Origin of the sequence: Aquimarina muelleri DSM 19832, from assembly GCF_000430665.1 — a bacterium.
GTDB lineage: Bacteria > Bacteroidota > Bacteroidia > Flavobacteriales > Flavobacteriaceae > Aquimarina > Aquimarina muelleri.
On the sequence record NZ_AUML01000009.1, the window covers coordinates 133,645 to 153,035 of the forward strand.

17 protein-coding genes are annotated in these 19,391 nt (G+C 31.8%); 10 read left to right on the forward strand and 7 right to left on the reverse strand.

The features are described from left to right. Window positions 1-13 precede the first annotated feature (13 nt). Complete coding sequence (bamH, locus tag H527_RS0106315) at window positions 14-1,678, reverse strand: BamH family beta-barrel-assembly machinery protein (RefSeq protein ID WP_027411920.1); 1,665 nt, start codon at window positions 1,676-1,678, stop codon at window positions 14-16. A 21-nt stretch (window positions 1,679-1,699) separates the two neighbouring features. Then, window positions 1,700-2,509 carry a glycogen/starch synthase gene (locus H527_RS0106320; protein WP_027411921.1) on the reverse strand — a complete coding sequence of 270 codons (810 nt, stop codon included), beginning with the start codon at window positions 2,507-2,509 and terminating at the stop codon, window positions 1,700-1,702. A 113-nt stretch (window positions 2,510-2,622) separates the two neighbouring features. On the opposite strand from H527_RS0106320, the gene panC reads away from it, so the two are divergent. From panC to H527_RS0106340, 4 genes are read left to right on the forward strand one after another with little or no spacing between them, the layout of a single operon-like run. Further along, entirely contained in the window at window positions 2,623-3,471 is an 849-nt protein-coding gene (panC, locus tag H527_RS0106325) for a pantoate--beta-alanine ligase (protein WP_027411922.1), read from the forward strand. Between the two features lie 19 nt (window positions 3,472-3,490). Beyond that, window positions 3,491-3,841, forward strand: a complete 351-nt coding sequence (panD, locus tag H527_RS0106330; RefSeq protein ID WP_027411923.1) for an aspartate 1-decarboxylase — start codon at window positions 3,491-3,493, stop codon at window positions 3,839-3,841. A gap of 3 nt (window positions 3,842-3,844) precedes the next feature. Beyond that, entirely contained in the window at window positions 3,845-4,810 is a 966-nt protein-coding gene (locus H527_RS0106335) for a lysylphosphatidylglycerol synthase transmembrane domain-containing protein (RefSeq protein WP_027411924.1), read from the forward strand. Window positions 4,811-4,859: 49 nt separating this feature from the next. After that, a complete protein-coding gene (locus tag H527_RS0106340; protein ID WP_027411925.1) occupies window positions 4,860-6,005 on the forward strand; it encodes an alpha/beta hydrolase in 1,146 nt (381 codons plus the stop codon). Window positions 6,006-6,122: 117 nt separating this feature from the next. On the opposite strand, the gene H527_RS23885 is transcribed toward H527_RS0106340, so the two are convergent. Further along, a complete protein-coding gene (locus tag H527_RS23885; RefSeq protein ID WP_155837819.1) occupies window positions 6,123-6,302 on the reverse strand; it encodes a hypothetical protein in 180 nt (59 codons plus the stop codon). 195 nt (window positions 6,303-6,497) lie between these two features. Between H527_RS23885 and radA the strand changes: the two genes are divergently transcribed. Further along, window positions 6,498-7,865 carry a DNA repair protein RadA gene (radA, locus tag H527_RS0106345; RefSeq protein WP_027411926.1) on the forward strand — a complete coding sequence of 456 codons (1,368 nt, stop codon included), beginning with the start codon at window positions 6,498-6,500 and terminating at the stop codon, window positions 7,863-7,865. Window positions 7,866-8,312: 447 nt separating this feature from the next. On the opposite strand, the gene H527_RS0106350 is transcribed toward radA, so the two are convergent. Together H527_RS0106350 and H527_RS21560 are read right to left on the reverse strand one after the other, a co-directional pair. Beyond that, window positions 8,313-9,362, reverse strand: a complete 1,050-nt coding sequence (locus tag H527_RS0106350) for an NAD-dependent epimerase/dehydratase family protein (protein WP_027411927.1) — start codon at window positions 9,360-9,362, stop codon at window positions 8,313-8,315. Window positions 9,363-9,385: 23 nt separating this feature from the next. After that, a complete protein-coding gene (locus H527_RS21560) occupies window positions 9,386-10,015 on the reverse strand; it encodes a dual specificity protein phosphatase family protein (protein ID WP_081414560.1) in 630 nt (209 codons plus the stop codon). Between the two features lie 444 nt (window positions 10,016-10,459). On the opposite strand from H527_RS21560, the gene H527_RS21565 reads away from it, so the two are divergent. Next, a complete protein-coding gene (locus H527_RS21565; protein WP_051316663.1) occupies window positions 10,460-13,312 on the forward strand; it encodes an alpha/beta hydrolase family protein in 2,853 nt (950 codons plus the stop codon). Here the strand turns inward: H527_RS21565 and H527_RS0106365 are convergent. Further along, the gene (locus H527_RS0106365) at window positions 13,290-13,847 is read right to left on the reverse strand and encodes a GNAT family N-acetyltransferase (RefSeq protein ID WP_229809235.1); all 558 of its coding nucleotides are present in this window, start codon (window positions 13,845-13,847) and stop codon (window positions 13,290-13,292) included. The two genes, H527_RS21565 and H527_RS0106365, sit on opposite strands and share 23 nt — an antisense overlap. Next, a complete protein-coding gene (locus H527_RS0106370) occupies window positions 13,829-15,631 on the reverse strand; it encodes a M61 family metallopeptidase (protein ID WP_027411929.1) in 1,803 nt (600 codons plus the stop codon). The genes H527_RS0106365 and H527_RS0106370 overlap by 19 nt, the downstream gene beginning before the upstream one ends. A 234-nt stretch (window positions 15,632-15,865) precedes the next feature. On the opposite strand from H527_RS0106370, the gene H527_RS0106375 reads away from it, so the two are divergent. The 4 genes from H527_RS0106375 to bioA all read left to right on the forward strand — a co-directional run bounded on the left by H527_RS0106375 (window position 15,866) and on the right by bioA (window position 19,389). Further along, complete coding sequence (locus tag H527_RS0106375) at window positions 15,866-17,020, forward strand: aminotransferase class I/II-fold pyridoxal phosphate-dependent enzyme (protein ID WP_035087535.1); 1,155 nt, start codon at window positions 15,866-15,868, stop codon at window positions 17,018-17,020. A 2-nt stretch (window positions 17,021-17,022) separates the two neighbouring features. Beyond that, window positions 17,023-17,439: a putative signal transducing protein gene (locus H527_RS0106380; protein ID WP_027411931.1), complete on the forward strand. Its 417-nt coding sequence runs from the start codon at window positions 17,023-17,025 to the stop codon at window positions 17,437-17,439. Next, a complete protein-coding gene (bioD, locus tag H527_RS0106385; RefSeq protein WP_027411932.1) occupies window positions 17,432-18,052 on the forward strand; it encodes a dethiobiotin synthase in 621 nt (206 codons plus the stop codon). Before H527_RS0106380 ends, bioD begins: the two co-directional genes overlap by 8 nt. A gap of 71 nt (window positions 18,053-18,123) precedes the next feature. Continuing rightward, the gene (bioA, locus tag H527_RS0106390; protein WP_027411933.1) at window positions 18,124-19,389 is read left to right on the forward strand and encodes an adenosylmethionine--8-amino-7-oxononanoate transaminase; all 1,266 of its coding nucleotides are present in this window, start codon (window positions 18,124-18,126) and stop codon (window positions 19,387-19,389) included. The last annotated feature ends 2 nt before the right edge of the window (window positions 19,390-19,391 follow it).

The window sequence follows — 19,391 nt, forward strand, 5'->3', positions numbered from 1 at the left end:
TTTTAAAATATTGTTAGTTTTTTTTAGACGCTGTATAAAAAATATCAAGTTTTAAACGTTTCTCTTCAGGAACATTTTCTCCATTTCCGTAGAGGATAGTTCCTTCATGTGAAATTATTGATGAGGAGGGTATAATCTCATCTTTAGGGGTATTGTTTTTATTTTTAACTACGCCAACTGCGTTTATTGTTGCATTTACATTTTGAGATACGGACACTCCTAAGCTAATATTATCTACTTCTTCGTCTCCTAAAAGATCAATAATATGCCTAGTAAGCCTAATCTTATAGTACTCTCCTTTATCATCAGAGCCTCTTTTAATTCTGCCTAAATGACTAAGAATAGAGTTTACTGGCTCTTCCTCGTTCTTTAATTGAAAACCTACATCAGACGCATAATCTGCAAGAACAGAGCCTGTTTCTTTATTAAATACATATATTCTTTCTGGTTCTGTCGCTCCTCCTGATGTCAATGCACTTTGATTAACATAAAATGTAAGAACTGCATCATTGATCAACCAATTTTTTCTTCTTAAATAACTAAGTTCCTTTTCTAGCTCTCCATTTTCATTAAGAACATTTCCTTTAAATAAATCAATTACAGCATATGCTCCATCTCCTCCTTTTATATATAAATTATCATTTCCTTTAATCGAATCCTGCACATCTATCTTCAATTCATTTTCAATACTTGGCTTAATATCTGTTTTTATAGAGTTAACAATATTATTAGTAAAAGATAATTGTAAGGTTTTTTGTTCTCTTACTACAGGTGTTCCTGCTCCAGAAGTGTAATGTAATGTTATTCTTCCTTTACTCATATCAAAAAGAACCATGTTTCCTAAAGCTCCAGATGCTTCTGCCTTAAAATAGATTCCTCTAAAATAATTAAAGAAGTTGTTTGAATTACTTAATTCAGAACTACCTTGCTTATCCAAAAATTGTTCTTTAAAACTATTTTTAACAGCATCAGAAAATTTAATTCTTAATGCTGGGGGTGACTTAGTAACATCTTGATTCGTGTCCTCATCTGGGCCATCAGGACCAAGCAAAGTTATTTCTGAAGGAGATGGCACAAAAGACTCATTGGTATATAAATTGAGTTTCTCTATTTCTGAACCAAATTTAGTTACAGCATCATCTGAGTAGTACAACTGTCTATCATTTGTTTCTGGATCAAAATCTCTTAAAAAATAGTTGGATTGATATATCGATAACTTAAATGGTCTACTGCCATAAACGGAATCTAACTTATATGTTTTTATAGTTACATTATTACTAGTCGACGTGTTTATTTCTTTACTAAAATAAGGCAAGTTAAGAACCACACTATCTAGTACGGGATTTTCTCCAAAATTAGGGTTATCCGTTGCTAATCGCACTTGTGATAATATGCTATATATTGATTGTCCATAAGCAGGATCCTCATAAACTCCAAGCAAATTAGCGTGATTAACTAATTGATTATTAGAGCCTATTTCACGAACTAATCTACTCGTTTGAACCCTCTCTAACCTCCTGCTATACGCTATAGGTATCGAACTATATTGGCTGTCTTCAAAATTAACATCTCCTATAATTTCACTACCAACAGAATTAAAGTCATTATCACAGGATAAAAAAGTAGAAATAACAACTACTATAGTTGTTATTTTAGTAAAAATGTTTATTAATTTCATAAATAATTTTCATCGTTACGCTTATACTAATACTTCCGTTTTATAGAAGGCTTCATAAGCTTCGGCAAATTCATCTGGTTTTTTATATTCTAAAACAGGTTGGTTGATAGTCTTTAAATGCTCTACAAGTTCTGCGGGAATTTCTTCTGAGCCTACAATTACAGCATCAGAATTATCTACAGCAACTTTCATAAGGTTGCTATATGTAGGTTTAGCCAAATCACTAATCTTTTCTTCTCCTATACCATCAAACTTTACTTTTGCCATCATATTCTTATCTAATGCTCCATCAAAACCACTATTATACACAGAGGTTACAATTTTGCTATGGCCAAAAAGAGGTTCATTAGCATAATAATGTTTTAGATATAATGGTAAAAGAGAGGCTAGCCATCCATGCACATGTATGACATCTGGTGACCAGTTTAATTTTTTTACCGTTTCAATAACTCCCTTAGCAAAAAAGATCGCTCGCTCATCATTATCAGGAAACAGTTTCCCTTCTTCATCTGTTAAAGTTGCTTTTCGTTTAAAATAATCTTCATTATCTATAAAATATACTTGCATCCTCTCTTTAGGAATAGAAGCCACCTTGATAATCAAGGGCATATCTAAATCATTTATTACCAGGTTCATACCTGAAAGCCGGATAACCTCATGTAATTGGTGCCTTCTTTCATTGATATTCCCATATCTTGGCATAAAAATTCTTATTTGCCCTCCTTTGCTATTTACCATTCTTGGCGCCTCAAAAGACATAGATGAAATTTCAGTCTCTGGCAAGTAAGGTATTACTTCTGATGATACGTACAATATCCTCTTATCTTTCATATAATCGATACTTTTATCGTCCTCCTTTTGGAATTAATTTTGCAAAATTACGAAAATTTATGCAGTCTGCCAGTAATATCTTATTTTTGCACGCCTTATAAGTTTATATGTCAATGCAGGTACACGAAAAAAGACTAGATATATTAGTAGATGTTGCATCTATTAAAAAAAATAAGAAAACCATTGGTTTTGTTCCTACTATGGGAGCTCTTCACCGTGGACATCTTGCTTTGGTAGAGAAAGCTTTAAAAGAAAATGACTATGTGATAGTTAGCATTTTTGTAAATCCCACTCAGTTTAATAACGATGCAGATTTGGTTAATTATCCTCGTACTTTAGATTCTGACATTGAGCTTTTATCTGGTTTATCCAAAAATATAATTGTTTTTGCGCCTACGCCCAAGGAGATATATGGAGATAAAATGTTATCTACTAAATACAATTTTAATGGGTTAGAACATGAAATGGAGGGTAAATTTAGAGCAGGACATTTTGATGGTGTTGGTACTGTGTTAAAACATTTCTTTACGATCGTTAATCCAGATAAAGCATATTTTGGAGAAAAAGATTTTCAACAGCTTCAGATTGTTAAAAAGTTAGTTGAAATTGAAAAAATGACAGTGCAAATTATTGGCTGTCCTATCTATCGAGAAGAAAATGGCTTAGCTCTAAGTTCTAGAAACAAAAGACTTAATACAAAACAACTCGAAGCTTCTCCATTTATTTATTCCGTTTTACAACAAGTTAAAAAAGACTTTGGCACAAAAAGTGCTTTTACTTTAAATAACTGGGTATTAGGTCAGTTTAAAAATCACGACGAGTTAAAGCTAGAATATTTTGAAATCGCCAAGGTGTCAGATCTAAAATCCATTAAACGAAAACAAAAAGGCACAAAATACAGAGCTTTTATAGCTGTATTTGCAGGAGAAATAAGACTTATTGATAACATTGCCCTAAATTAAAAATAACTAACTTTGTAATATGTTTGTACACGTAGTAAAATCAAAAATTCATCGCGTTAAAGTAACTGGTGCTGATCTTAATTACATTGGCAGTATTACTATTGATCAAGATCTAATGGATGCCGCCAATATTGTTGAAGGAGAAAAAGTCCAGATTGTAAACAACAATAACGGAGAACGCTTAGAGACATACGCAATACCAGGCCCTAGAAATAGTGGAGAAATTACACTTAATGGTGCGGCAGCCAGAAAAGTAGCAAAAGGAGATGTTCTAATACTAATCACTTATGCTATGATGGATATCGAAGAGGCTAAAGATTTTAAACCAAGACTTCTTTTTCCTAACGAAGAAAATAATCTATTAAAATAAATAGTGAATCCTAAACTCATAAAATTTCTTAAAATAATACTCCCATTAATAGTGGGAGTTTTTTTAATATGGTATTCGATCTCGTCTGCCACTCCCCAAGAAAGACAAAAGACATTTCAATATATCATGCAAGCAGATCCTAAATGGATTCTATTATCTATTACGTTAGGTGTTATTTCTCATCTTGCCAGAGCATATCGCTGGAAATTTTTATTAGCACCATTAGGGTATTCTGTTAAATTATCCAATAGCTTTATGGCTGTTATGATAGGGTATCTTGCTAATCTGGGGATTCCTAGATCTGGAGAAATACTTAGAGGGGGCACTATATCTACGTATGAAAACATTCCTTTTAAAAAAGCATTCGGAACCATAATCTCTGAAAGAGTTATCGATTTGCTTATGTTATTACTGATTATTGCTATAACTTTACTTTTTCAATCAGAACTGTTGCTATCTTATTTGCAAGAAAAAATTGCAAGTCCATTTATTTCACTGGCTATATTAATAGGACTATTAATTTGTGGGATTATATTTCTAAGAGCTATAAAAACCTCAACAAACCCTATCCTTATAAAACTTAGAAATTTTGGTGATGGTCTTTTAGAAGGAGTAAAAAGTATTTCAAAAATTAAACAACGAAAAGCTTTTATTTTTTATACCTTTCTTATTTGGGGATTGTATATTTGTATGTTTTATGTAATTAAATTTACGGTTCCTGAAACAGCATCTTTACCCATTGGACCAATACTTGCTACTTTTGTTGCAGGATCTTTTGCGATGTCTACCACTAATGGAGGAATTGGGGCTTTCCCTATAGCAATAGCTGCAATTTTACTGCTTTTCGGTATAGAAAAACCTGCAGGAGAAGCTTTAGGCTGGATATTATGGGGGTCTCAAACCGCAATAAATATAATTATAGGAGCGTTATCCTTTTTATTTCTTCCTATTTTAAACAGAGAAAAATAAGGAAATAATTTATATATTGTCCCTTGCTTAATCTTAATCTTAATTACTTATGAAAAAAAGTGTAACTCTTATTATAGCTTGTCTTTTTACCTTTTCTGGTTATAGTCAAGCAATCTATGAATCTTTTAGATCCATCAAATTAGATCAAAATAGAGAGTTAAAAATACAGCTCCCTCGTAATTATAAAAAAAATGAAGATAAGATATACCCTCTAATTATTGTTTTAGACGGGGATTATTTATTCGAACCTGTTGCTGGTAATGTAGATTATTTCTCCTATTGGGAAGATATGCCAGAATCTATAGTGGTAGGTCTTAACCAACGTAAAACCAGACAAGAAGATTGCCAATATGATACTGCAGAGTTTTTACCAGAACTTAAAGGAGCAGAGTTTTTTGAATTTATTGGTCAGGAGCTTATTCCTTATCTGGATCAAACCTATCGTACTGCACAATTAAAAATTATTGTAGGACACGACTATACCGCCAATTTTATAAATTATTTTTTGTTTAAAGACAATCCAATTTTTCAAGGGTATATAAGCCTTAGCCCAGAATTGGCACCACCAATGGGAGAACGTATTGAAAGTAAACTTGCAGGATCTTCTGATATTTGGTATTATTTGGCCACCGCAACCAATGATGCTGATAATATTAAAAATGATCTTATTGCTTTGGACGAAAAATTATCTGCAATCGAAAATCCTGAAATGAACTATTTCTTTGATAATTTTGAAGAATCTTCACATTATACCTTAGTAGGAAAAGCAATACCTCATGCTTTAGAAAACATATTCGAGATGTATCGTCCTATTAGTAAGAAAACATATAAAGAGGTTATTCTTCCATTAGAAACTTCTCCTTATGAGTACCTAGTAGATATATACAGAACTACTGAAAAATTATATGGTATAAAACGTAAAATAAGAATCAACGATTTTATTGCAGTCTCTACTGCTATTGAAAAAAATGAAAACTGGGCAGAATTAGAGCCTTTAGGTAAACTAGCTATCAAAGAACATTCTGATCTAATGTTAGGATATTATTATCTAGGTATGTTTTATGAACAAACAGGAGAGCCTAAAAAAGCAATGAGAGCTTATGAAAGTGGTTTTCAGTTAGCTGAAGTTGCTTTTTTAACCAAAGATTATATGCTGGATAAAGTAAATAAGATTAAAGAAGATTTTGGCTGGTAAAAGTAAATCAGTTTTTAAGACCTAAAAAGGAAGCTTGTCAATATATATTGACAAGCTTCCTAGGATTTTAATCTAAAGAACTCTTCAAAACTCTGTCTCAGGAATTATTTATATTCATTAGCAGCAGCTCATGCATCGCAAGTAACACACTCCAGAGTTGTTTCCAGCGTTTATACATTCTACCATGCACTTAGTCTTATCCAAACTACAACAGGCAGAATTGGGAGAACCTCCGTTAATTTCTTTTTGAGCAATTTTATTAATTAGTTTTACTCCAGTTAATTTTAGAATTTTCATAATGGTATAATTTTATTGGTTAATAAAAAATATTCAGAGAGAGGTCTCTGAACACTATATAAAGTTACTATATTTTCGATTAAGAAGATTGATTTTTTTAATTCGAACAAAAATATTTGATGCTTGTTTTAAGAGTTCATTTTTGTTTATGGTATTATTAAAATAATAGTATTTTTACACTCTTATCAATCTTCTATGGCTAAAACCAAAACTGTATTTTTCTGTCAAAATTGTGGTGCACAATATGCTAAATGGCAAGGACAATGTACATCCTGTAAAGAATGGAATACTATTGCCGAAGAGGTAGTTCAAAAAGCAGAAAAAAGTGACTGGAAAAACGCTACTTCTAGTCCAAAAACAAATAAGGTAGCCAAGCCTTTACGAATTTCAGAAATTAACACCAGTCAGGAAGCTCGTTATAACACAGACGATGCAGAACTAAACAGAGTATTAGGAGGTGGGCTAGTACCAGGTTCTTTAACTTTGTTAGGAGGAGAGCCAGGAATAGGAAAAAGTACCCTTTTATTACAAATAAGTCTTAAACTACCTTATAAAACATTATATGTTTCTGGAGAAGAAAGTCAGCAGCAAATAAAAATGCGAGCAGAACGAATACATTCTAAAACAGATAATTGCCTGATTTTAACAGAAACCAAAACACAAAACATTTTTAGGCAGATTGAAGAAATACAACCAGATATTGTTATTATAGATTCTATACAAACCTTACATAGTGATTATATAGAAAGTAGCGCTGGTAGCATTTCTCAGATTCGGGAATGTACTACAGAGCTTATTAAATTTGCTAAAGAAACCGCAACTCCTGTTTTGTTAATTGGACATATCACAAAAGATGGTAATATTGCTGGTCCAAAGATTTTAGAACATATGGTAGATACTGTATTACAGTTTGAAGGAGATCGTAATCATGTGTATCGAATTTTACGTGCATTAAAAAATCGTTTTGGATCTACATCAGAGTTGGGTATTTATGAAATGCAAGGTAGTGGTTTACGAGAAGTAAATAATCCTAGTGAAATCCTGATCTCTAAAAACGATGAAGAATTAAGTGGTACCGTTATAGCATCTACGGTAGAAGGTATGCGACCGCTTATGATAGAGATACAAGCCTTGGTAAGCACCGCAGTTTATGGCACTCCACAACGTAGTGCTACTGGTTACAACCTAAAACGTCTTAATATGATCCTTGCCGTTTTAGAAAAGCGAGCTGGTTTTAGGCTAGGAGCAAAAGATGTGTTTTTAAATGTTACAGGAGGAATATCTGTAGACGATCCTGCTATTGATTTGGCAGTAGTTGCAGCTATTTTATCCTCTAATGAAGATATCCCTGTACCAAAAGATTATTGCTTTGCCGCAGAGGTTGGATTGGCAGGAGAAATACGCCCAGTAAACAAGGTAGAACAACGAATACAAGAAGCAGAAAAACTAGGTTTTTCTACCATATTTGTCTCTAAATACAATAAAATATCGCTACAAAATGCGCAGATCAAAATCCAATTAGTTACTAAAATCGAAGATGTGGCAGAACACCTGTTTGGGTAATAGGTTAAAAAGGATGTAATACGATTTACGAATAAAAATCTCGCATATAATCGTATTCTTTTTCTACTATATTTTCTTCATAAAATGAAACAATAGCTATGGCTATTCTTTAATTTGATTCATCAATCTAGCGAAAAACCTTTGCAATTATTTATACGCAATTCTCATCCGTAAATCGTGTAATACCAATTTAACCATAAAATGTTGTATCTAAATTTATCCATTTTATTCCAGTAAATTCAAATGATAGATGGTATAAAAGCCTATTTGCGAGAGCTTTTCTGAGCTTGCCGAAGTATAACTTTTCTTCATTTTTTCTATGAAAAATCACTCCATTTGACGGCTTTTTTAGACCAAATCAATTATTAAATGTTGTATTTTTAGATTGATAGAAATTAGCTTATATCTGCAAATTCAGAATAGACGATATAATATTGAGAGATAGTATTAAATAATTTCTTTAATCTCATTTTTGTTTTTAATCTTATAAGAAATATACCAGTTCACAAAATGCTTAACTCCAGTTTCTATATTTGTTTTTGGGGTGTACCCAACAGCAGTGGCTATACTAGATATATCTGCGTATGTTTTGCTAACATCTCCGGGCTGCATAGGTAAAAATATTTTTTTTGCAACAGCTCCTGCATTTTTCTCTATACAATTAATAAAATCCATTAATTTTACAGGATTACTATTTCCAATATTATGCAATAGATAAGGAGCTATTTCAGGGCTTTTTGGTTTCGGAGGGTTTTTATTTACTTTTAAGATACCTTCTACAATATCATCTATGTAAGTAAAATCTCTTTGCATATCTCCATTATTAAAAATATGTAAAGGTTTGTTATTAATAATGGCATCGGTAAATAAAGATGGAGCCATATCAGGTCTTCCCCAAGGACCATATACTGTAAAAAAGCGAAGCCCGGTAGTAGGAATTTTAAAAAGATGGCTATATGTATGTGCCATTAATTCGTTACTCTTTTTGGTTGCTGCATATAAACTTATGGGCTTGTCTACGTTGTGTTCTACCGAAAAAGGGATTGTTTTATTGTTTCCATAAACCGAAGAACTGGAGGCGTAAGTAAGATGTTTTACTGGGTAATGTCTGCAAGCTTCTAAAATATTAAAAAAACCATCTATATTACTTTTAATATATGCATCTGGATTTTCGATACTGTATCGCACACCAGCCTGAGCGGCTAAATGAATCACAGTGTCAAAGCGTTCATAACGAAATAAATCCATAATGGCAGCCTTTTGTGTTAAGTCCATCTTTATAAAACGGAAAGCTTTGTGTGTAGACGAATTTACGTATTCATTATCGATTACTTTTTTACGAGTTATGCCTACCTCATCTAACCTATCGTATTTTAAGGAAGTATCGTAATAATTATTAATATTATCAAAACCCAAAACCTCATGACCTAATAGTAGTAGTTTTTTAACGGTATGAAATCCAATAAATCCTGCAGCACCTGTAACCAAAATTTTCATAAGGATAAATGTGTTTTTTGATTTTATTTTTTGATTTCTTCACTTTTGGTTTCTTCATTTTTGATTGCAGTAGTAGCAACAAACTCATCATCCTTATTTGATTTATAAACCTTTAACCATTCTCCTTTTGGTGTGCCATGATCAAAAGGACTTAAAAAGACAGGAACTCTTGTTTTTAATCGTGCTTCTTCATTAGAGAAGCCTTCGTACTCAATTCGATATAGGGCACTGTATAGAACAGCTCTTCCGGTGCCATGATGGCAATGGATTAATATAGGGTAAGAAATATCCTGATCGAGTACTTTAAAAAATTCTTTAAGGTTTTCTTCGCTAGGTATTTGTTGTGAAGGAATATTAATATGTTTTGTGCCTTTTATTTTTTCTACAGCTATTTTTTCTTTTGTGATATCCGAAGATAAACTAGGGTTTAGAGGATCACTAACTTTCCCTACCCTAAGATCAATAACTGTTTTGATACCGTGTTTCTCGATATAATTATGAATTTTTTCAGGAGGTATAGCAGCAGATCTATAAACCTTATTTTCAGTTACTTCTAGAAATCTATAATTAAAATGAACATGATATACATAAATAGCAGTAAAAATAATAGCTACTCCTAATATCGAAAAAATAAACCTCTTTGTGGTTTTCATAATAAATCTGATTAACAATTTATTTTTCGAAATTATAGAATATTAATGCTAAAAAAGACCTGGTAAGCTAACCCTAATGATAATATAAAGGTATGGGAATATTGAGCCTAATAATTTTCATAGACCATAACATAAAGATAACAATGTGTTTTTTAAGAGTTTGAAAATAACCCGAATAAGAGTTTAAGATGCTTAGAAGTAAGTGATTTGTTGGTTATAAATAACAAAAGAGGCTAAGGGTTAATATTTATATTATTACTTAGATTGTTTTGTTGCAATAAAACAGATCTTTTAACCTGAATTATGGAGTTTAATTCTCCGAGGTTATTGATTGTATAAATAATTGATTTTTAGATAAAATTATGTTAACCTCTCCTTTTTTAGTAAAAAGGTTTTATATTTTTCCATAGGATATAAAAGCACTCTAATATTAAAACCTTAATTATGACCCCAAGGCTGATTACTTTTGTCTTTCTTTTAGTTACTTCTTTGCTTTCTTCACAGAAAAAAACTTTGACACATACCGATTATGATTTATGGAAAAATATTACAGATGTAAAAATATCAGAAAAAGGAAAATTGGTGGTAACCACCATAGAAACTAATACAAAAAGAGGAGATGGGTATATAGAAATATATAATACCCAAAACAAAGAAAAATTTATATATCCTAACGGGTATGAAACTTCCATATCTTTAAATGAGAATTATGTGGTTTTTAAAAAAAGACCAAGCTATCAGTTAATAAGAAAAGAAAAGAGGAAGGAAGTAAAAAAAGAGGATAGGACAAAAGATATGCTATTTGTTTATGATGTAAAAAATAATAAAATCTATGATTCTATTTATAGAGTGAAAAGATACCAAATGCCCAAAAAACAAGAAGGGTGGTTGATCGTAGAAAAGTTTAAAGAAGTCAAAGAAAAACAAAAAAGAAAAACAGAGGATAAACAAGGTAAAAAAGATACTTTAAACAGAGATATTCCTATGATATATAAGCAAAATTATGCTTTGATATATAATTTAAAAACCAAACAAAAAGATACCATACACCAGATAAAAGATTTTATTTTGCCAGAAAAAGGTCAGATCTTTTATTTCTCATTAAAAAATAAAAAAGAGAAACAAAAGGATATTGGGGTATATGCATATAATTTGTTGTCTGCAAAAAAAACAGTTATCGATACCACAAAATACATTTATGATAAACTAGCAATAGATAGAGATGGCAGTGAATTTGCGTATTTATCAGCCGCAGATTCAACAGCATTAGATTCTCTAAAATTCGAACTATACTATTATAAAAATGAGATAAAGCAAAAGCTTGTAGATTTTTCAGGAAACAATCTTAGAGAAAATTGGGAATTAAGTAAAGACAAACACCCTTTTTTTTCAGATAATGGTAATAGATTATACTTTTACTCTAAGCCAAAAGTTGTTTATTTAAAAGATACTACAATGCTGGAGGATGAAATCCCCCAAGTAGATGTATGGAACTGGCAGGATAAATTGATTCAACCAGAGCAAAAATCAAAGTTTGAAGAACTTAATAAAAAAGCATTTGTATCTTATTACGATACTACATCCAAAAAATATATCCACATTCAGGATCAAACGATTGAAGATCTTAATTTAGACAAGACTAAAGAACACCAATTTATACTGGGTTCTGTTACCTCACCTTATGATACAAAACGTTCTTGGGATTATCCATGGACAAAAGATTATTATAGAATTGATACCTATACAGGAAACAAAAAACTAATTCTCAAAAATAAAGGATTGAAACCTATACTCTCTCCGGATGGGCAATTTGTATTACATTATGATATGAAACAAAAGAATTGGTTTTCTATAAACTTATCTACTAATGAAAAAACCAATCTAACAAAAGATCTCGACGTACCTTTTTATGATGAAGATGATGATCATCCTTCATTACCTTCTCCTTATGGTTTTGGAGGTTTTGATATAAATCAAGAGGTGTTAATATTTGATAAGTTTGATGTTTGGAAGATTTCTTTGTCGGGCAAAGACAAACCAATGAACTTAACCCAAAATGGAAGAAAAGAAAATATAACCTATAGAACAGAAATGCTGGATCCTGAACAGAAAACTCAAGCAGCTTATATTAATAAAGAATTATTGATTACAAGTTTTGATAATACAAGCAAGGTTTCTGGATTATATACTCTTAAAAAAGGAGAACTTATCGAGAAAATAAAACCCTCTGAGTTTCGTATAAGTTCTTATAAAAAAGCAAAAGAGGCTAATGTCTTCACCTACAGAAAACAAAATTTTACCACATTTCCTGACCTTTATGTTACTACTAATACATTTAAAAACACAAATAAGATAACTCATATAAATCCACATCAAACACATTTTAAATGGGGAACTGCAGAGTTGTTTACATGGCAGACAAATGATGGCAGAAAACTAGAAGGGATTGTTTATAAACCAGAAGACTTTGACCCTTCAAAAAAATACCCTTTGATTACGTATTTTTATGAAAAAAGGTCTGATAGTTATAGAGATTATCATATTCCAAGTCCAAGTGCTTCTATTGTAAATCCTTCATATTTGGTAAGCAATGGTTATGTTATGTTTGTGCCAGATATAGTGTATGATGAGGGTAAACCAGGGGCTAGTGCATATAATTGTATTGTTTCTGGAGTAGAGGCTTTAGAGGAGTCTGGGTATATTGATAGCGATAATATAGGAATACAAGGGCAAAGTTGGGGTGGGTACCAAGTGGCATATTTGGTAACAGTTACTAATAAATTTAAAGCAGCAATGGCTGGTGCTCCCGTAAGTAATATGACTTCTGCTTATGGAGGTATTCGATGGAAATCTGGTCTAAGCAGAGCTTTTCAATATGAAAGAACACAAAGTAGACTAGGTAAAAATTTATGGGATGGTTTTGATCTTTATATAGAAAATTCACCGCTTTTTGGTATTCCTAAAATAGAAACGCCACTACTTATTATGCACAATGATAATGATGGTGCAGTGCCATATTATCAGGGAATAGAGATGTTTATGGGGATGCGAAGATTACAAAAACCAGTCTGGCTTTTGGTGTATAATGATGAAGCTCATAATTTAAAAAAAGTAAAAAACAAACAAGACCTATCTATTCGTATGATGCAGTTTTTTGATTATTATCTTAAAGGAAAATCAGCACCTAAATGGATGACCAGTGGTGTTCCCAGGATACAAAAAGGAAAAGATTTTGGATATGATTTAGAGAATGCCAGAACATCAACATCTAATATTATTGCCAATCCCAATAAATAAGATGCCATTGTATATTATTTGATTGGTATGTGATTAATGTCTTAAAACCTATGGCTTGGTGGGCTTGTAAAGAACGTATGTTATTAGATGCTACTTCGGTGATTAAGAAATCATATTTTTTTTCCAACTCATTTTTCATAGCTTGATATAAACCTCTAAAAATCCCTTGCCTGCGATACACTTTGTCTATACATACTTGTCCCATTACAACATAAGAAGAAGAAAGGTCCAAATGATTGTCAATCATAGCAAACATAGGTTTAAGAATTTCAATATCATCCTTAAAATCTTTTAGCATAGATAGAGCGTAACCAACAACTTTATCCTTATCCTTTGCAACGATATGAGGCTGTTTACTATTCATTTTTCTTAGAATAGATAAGTCATGTGTTACCGTAACAAAACCTTCTGCTTCTTTTTCTTTTTTAGAAATAAAAGAAGGTAAATTATTTTGTTGAAGTTTTATTATTTGCTCTAATTCTTCATCACAAGTAGTTAGGGTGTAGATAAGATTCATCATTTTGCTTGTAACCATTTTTTACGTTTTTCTAATACCTTTTTATCAGGATTTTGTTGCGCTATTATTTCAATATTTGGATCTGCCGTAAAAATAATTTGGGTAGTGATTTTTTTTCCTAGTCTTAGATAAGTAATAGGTGTTTTTTTATCTAAAGTAATTTTTGTCATAAGATTTAAAAATTCTTCTGGATTCTTATAAGGATTTCCATTTATAGTTAAAATAATATCTCCTTTGTCTAAACCTGCATTGTATGCCGGTCCTTCTTTTTGAGGATAATTAGAAATAACAGCATTATTGTTTTCATCAAACTCAATAAGAGCGCCGTAGTATGCTTTTTTAGGATCATTATCCATCAAAATTCCAAAATCAGCAAATAAAGTTTTGTAATCTGGTATTTCGCTATGGTTAATGTATTTGTCAAAAAAATCATTAGCAAATGTATCCCCTGCATATTCTTGTAATGCAGTAAACAGGTTGTTATGAGTGTATGGTATTTCTTGCTTACCATATTTTTTCCAGATCATTTTCATGTAATCGTCAAGATTTAGAGAATTTTTATAATTTCTTAAAGATAGGTCAAGAGCCAAACCAAGCATACTACCATACGAGTAATAAGAAATAAATGTATTTTCTCGATTAACAGGATCTACAGATGTTGCAGCATCTACAAAAGGAGCTTGATAACTCATTTCAGTAGGGTTAAAATAAGCTCTTGCAGGAGAGTTCCATACATAGTTATAGGTTTCTGTTAGTCCATTTATATATTCCTCAGGACTAATTAGTCCCGCTCTGCATAAAATTAGTTTAGTGTAATAGCTTGTAAACCCTTCTGCAAACCATAATTCTCCAGACATATTTGCTTTTTCAAAATCAAAAGGTTCTAATGTTTTAGGTCGAATACGCTCTACATTCCATGCATGAAAAAACTCATGAGAAACAGTGCCTATGTTTTTTTTCATTCCGCCATCAGCAAGGCTATTGGTACTAGTAAGGATAGTCGAATTTCTGTGTTCCATACCATCACGGGATACCTGAGGCATATAACAGGCTAAAAAAGTATATGTCCCATTATCAAATTTTGGATATTCTCCAAATACTTCTTTTTCTTGTACTACAATTTTTTTTATTTTTTCAAAATACGTATCTACTTCTTGTTCGGTGCCAAGATGATGTATTGCAAGTTGTATAGTATATTCTTCCCCTTCAGAGGTAACCTTAAATGATCTTGTAGAGTGGTTGCTAATCTCTACAGGGCTGTCCATAAAATACTGTAAATTAGGAGCAGTAAATGTGTTGTTGCCTTCAGGAATAAGTTGCGTAGCTATTTTCCAGTTAAGATCCTTTCTAACATTAAAAACTACTTCTATAGATCTTTTTTTAAGGGATGGAGCATATATAAAAGTAGCAGGAATATTAAGGTGAGCATGGGTTTCATCGATTTGAGAATAAGTTCCGTCTCCTCGATCTGCAAATAAGGTATAAGAAATTTTTATGGTACCATCGTGGCCAGAAATATCCCATTGATGAGGATTAGGACGAACAACTTCAATTTCATTACCATGTCCATCGGTTACAACGACATCGTATACGTTTTTTGCAAAATCATGTATTGCATACCTTCCTGGGGATGTTCTACTCATTCGTAAAGAAATAGTATCGGTCTTTAAATTAGAAAATATAGCCTCTATTTTTGCTTCATGATGAACTGCATTATCAAAAGATACAGAGTATTGATTTTTGAATTGTGCGAAGCCTGATTGAACAAATAGTATGGTAATTAATATTTGTGCTAATTTCATCTTTTTTAATTTTATTTTACTTAGGATTTTCTAATCCGGTTTATAGGATAATCATTATCGGTTAAACTAATAGTTTTAGATAGATTATCATTATGATTGATTTATGAACGGATTGATAAAATCAAATATAAGTATTATACCCACATAAAATTATCAGATATGTATATAGTGTATCGATTACTTAAAAAAGTAACATTATTTAAGTAGCAATTGTTTTATTTTTGATTCCATATTATGAAATTACCAGAAAAACTTCAGAAAAAACTTGAGGATAGAGATGGCAGTAATTCGCTTCGTACACTCTCTATAGATAAAAAAAGAATAGATCTTTATTCTAATGATTATCTTGGTTTTGCAACCGAAAGAAATATTTTTGATAAAGCGCATAAACTTTTAGATACAAAAGGAATTTATAAAAATGGAGCCACAGGGTCCCGTTTACTTTCTGGTAATTATGATTTGTATGTAGAAGTAGAAAAAGAGTTGGCAAAATTTCATAATGCAGAAGCAGCATTATTGTTTAATTCGGGATATGATGCTAATGTTGGATTTTTTTCTTCTGTTCCGCAGCGAGGAGATATTATTTTGTATGACGAGCTAATACATGCTTCGATTCGGGATGGTATTAAAATGAGTACTGCTACCTCTTATAAATTTAAACATAATGATTGGAGTGATCTGCAAAAAAAACTTCAATTCGTTAAGTTTGATAAAGCAGGTAAAAATGAGTTTTTAGAAATATATATAGTAACAGAATCTGTTTTTTCTATGGATGGAGATGTCGCAGATTTGCAGAGTCTTGTAGCAATTTGTAGAGATCATAATTGCAATCTGGTTATAGACGAGGCGCATGCGACAGGAGTTTATGGAGAACAAGGCGAGGGGTTATTACAAGAATTAGGTCTTGAAGACATGATTTTTGCCAGAATCCATACCTTTGGTAAAGCAATGGGATGCCATGGAGCAGTAATTTTTGGGAATGAAGAATTAAAAAAATATCTGATTAATTTTGCCAGAAGTTTTATATATACCACAGGCTTACCGCCACATTCTCTGGCAACTATACTGGTAGCATATCAGGAACTTCAAATAACCTCCCAAATCAAAAAACTGAAAGAAAACATTACTTTTTTTAATCAAAAATTAGAATCTATTAATCTAAAAACAAAATTTATACAAAGTAATTCGGCAATACACTGTTGCATTATCCCTAGCAATGAAAATGTAAAAAAAGTAGCATTCCATATACAAAAGAAAGGATTTGATATAAAACCAATTTTATCCCCAACCGTTGCAAAAGGTAAAGAAAGGCTGCGTTTTTGTTTACATTCGTACAATTCTAAAGAAGAAATCTCTGAAGTCTTAGAACTACTTACTACTTTTGTATAGGCATGAAGGAAACATTTAAAACAGTTGCGGTTTTTCAGTATTCTGCAGAAGCACTGATTGTAAAAGGAAGATTAGAATCAGAAGGGATAGAGGTTTTTACTACAGATATGCATACCATTGATACAGACCCTTTGGTAAGTAATGCCATAGGTGGTGTAAAATTGAAGGTAAGAACAGAAGATGAGGAACAAGCACTTCAAATTATACAAAGTATACATGAGTATTCTATGAACGATGAAGGAAATCCAATTCATTGTCCAGAATGTAATGGAGAAAAAATAATTCTTGCTTCCACCATAGATAGTTTTAAAGGGTTGCTTTTTTTTCTCTTTGGTTTTATTTTATTTTTATTGCCGATGTATCAAAAAATGAAGTACCGGTGTCAAGATTGTAAAAAAGAATTTAATATAGATGAGTAAAAAAATATTTGTAACAGGTATAGGCACCGATGTTGGTAAAACTATAGCTTCGGCAATCGTAGTAGAAGCGTTGCAAGCAGATTATTTTAAACCAGTACAAGCAGGGGATTTAGAATATTCAGACACACATAAGGTACAGGAATTGGTGTCTAATCCAAAATCAAAATTTCATGACAACAGCTATGCTTTACATACACCTATGAGTCCGCATGCTGCTGCAGAAATTGATAATGTTACTATACAAACAGATAAAATAAATATTCCTAAAGTAGATAATAATATCGTTATTGAAGGAGCAGGAGGTATATTAGTTCCTTTAAATGATAAGGATACTATTTTAGATCTTATACAATCCGATTATAAAGTAATTGTGGTTTCCAGGCATTATTTAGGAAGTATCAACCATACCCTAATGACCATTAAAATTTTGAAAGAACAAGGATATAATGTTTCTGTGATTTTTAATGGAGAAGAAAATAAAACTACTGAGGATATTATCAAAAAAATGACAGGTGTTTCTATACTGGGCAGAATAGATCAGGAGCCTTATTTTGATAAAGTTGTAGTAGCAGAATATGCAGAATTTTTTAAAGAAAAATTAGAAAACCTCTAATTTTATTTTTTGACTTTAGGAAAATATAAAAAAAATAATAAGATTTTCGCTTTTGCGTAAACACAGTACAGATGACTTTAAAAGAAAGAGATAAAAAACACCTTTGGCATCCACTTACACAACATAAAGTTCATCCAGATGCATTACCAATTATAAAAGCAAAAGGAGCTTTGTTATTTGGAGAGGATGGTACAGAATATATAGATGGGATTGCCTCTTGGTACACAGCAATGTATGGGCATTGTAATGATTATATTCTAGAGCAGGTGCAGCATCAAATGCAACAGTTAGATCAGATCGTATTTGCTGGTTTTACGCATGAACCCGCAATTAGATTATCAGAAGAGTTAATTAAAATTTTACCAGATAATCAAGAAAAGATTTTTTTCTCGGATAATGGCTCTACAGCAAATGAAGTAGGGATTAAAATGGCATTACAATATCATTTTAATAAAGGCGAAAAACGCAATACCATTATTGCTTTTGAGGATGGTTTTCATGGAGATACATTTGGAGCCATGTCAGCCTCTGGATTATCGGTTTATAATGGGCCTTTCGAAGATTTTTTTATAGATGTAAAACGAATACCTACTCCAAATTCTGAAAATATAGACTCTGTTCTACAGCAATTACAAGAGTATATTAATACTCATAAAGTGGCTGCTTTTATTTATGAGCCTCTGGTACAAGGAGCCAATGCAATGCATATGTATAAGGCTATGTATTTGGATCAAATCCTTAGTGTTTGTAAGAAAAATAATGTTATTACCATCGCAGATGAGGTAATGACGGGTTTTGGAAAAACAGGAAGAACTTTTGCATCCGATTATATAAAAACCAAACCAGATATTATATCCATGTCTAAGGCCTTAACAGCTGGTTTTGTACCAATGGCAGTGACCAGTTGTACACAAAATATTTATGATGCCTTTTTAGATGATTCTGTAGGTAAAGCTTTTTTTCATGCCCATACCTACTCTGCCAATCCTATAGCATGCTCTGTAGCTTTAGGCGCAATAGAGCTATTGCATACCGAAGAAATTCAAAATGACATACAAAGGATAACCATGTCTCATAAAAATTTTGATGCTAAAATAAACAATCATCCAAAAGTAAAGACCACCCGGCAACAAGGAGTAATATATGCATTAGATCTGGATATCCAAATGGATCGTTATGGCGAAAAAAGGTATGAGATCTTTGATCATTTTATGAAAAACGGGGTAGCACTAAGACCATTGGGGAGTACGGTGTATATTTTACCCCCTTATGTGATAACACAACAGCAGTTAGAAAAAATTTATGATACCATTGTAGAGCTGTTAGATCAGATTTGATT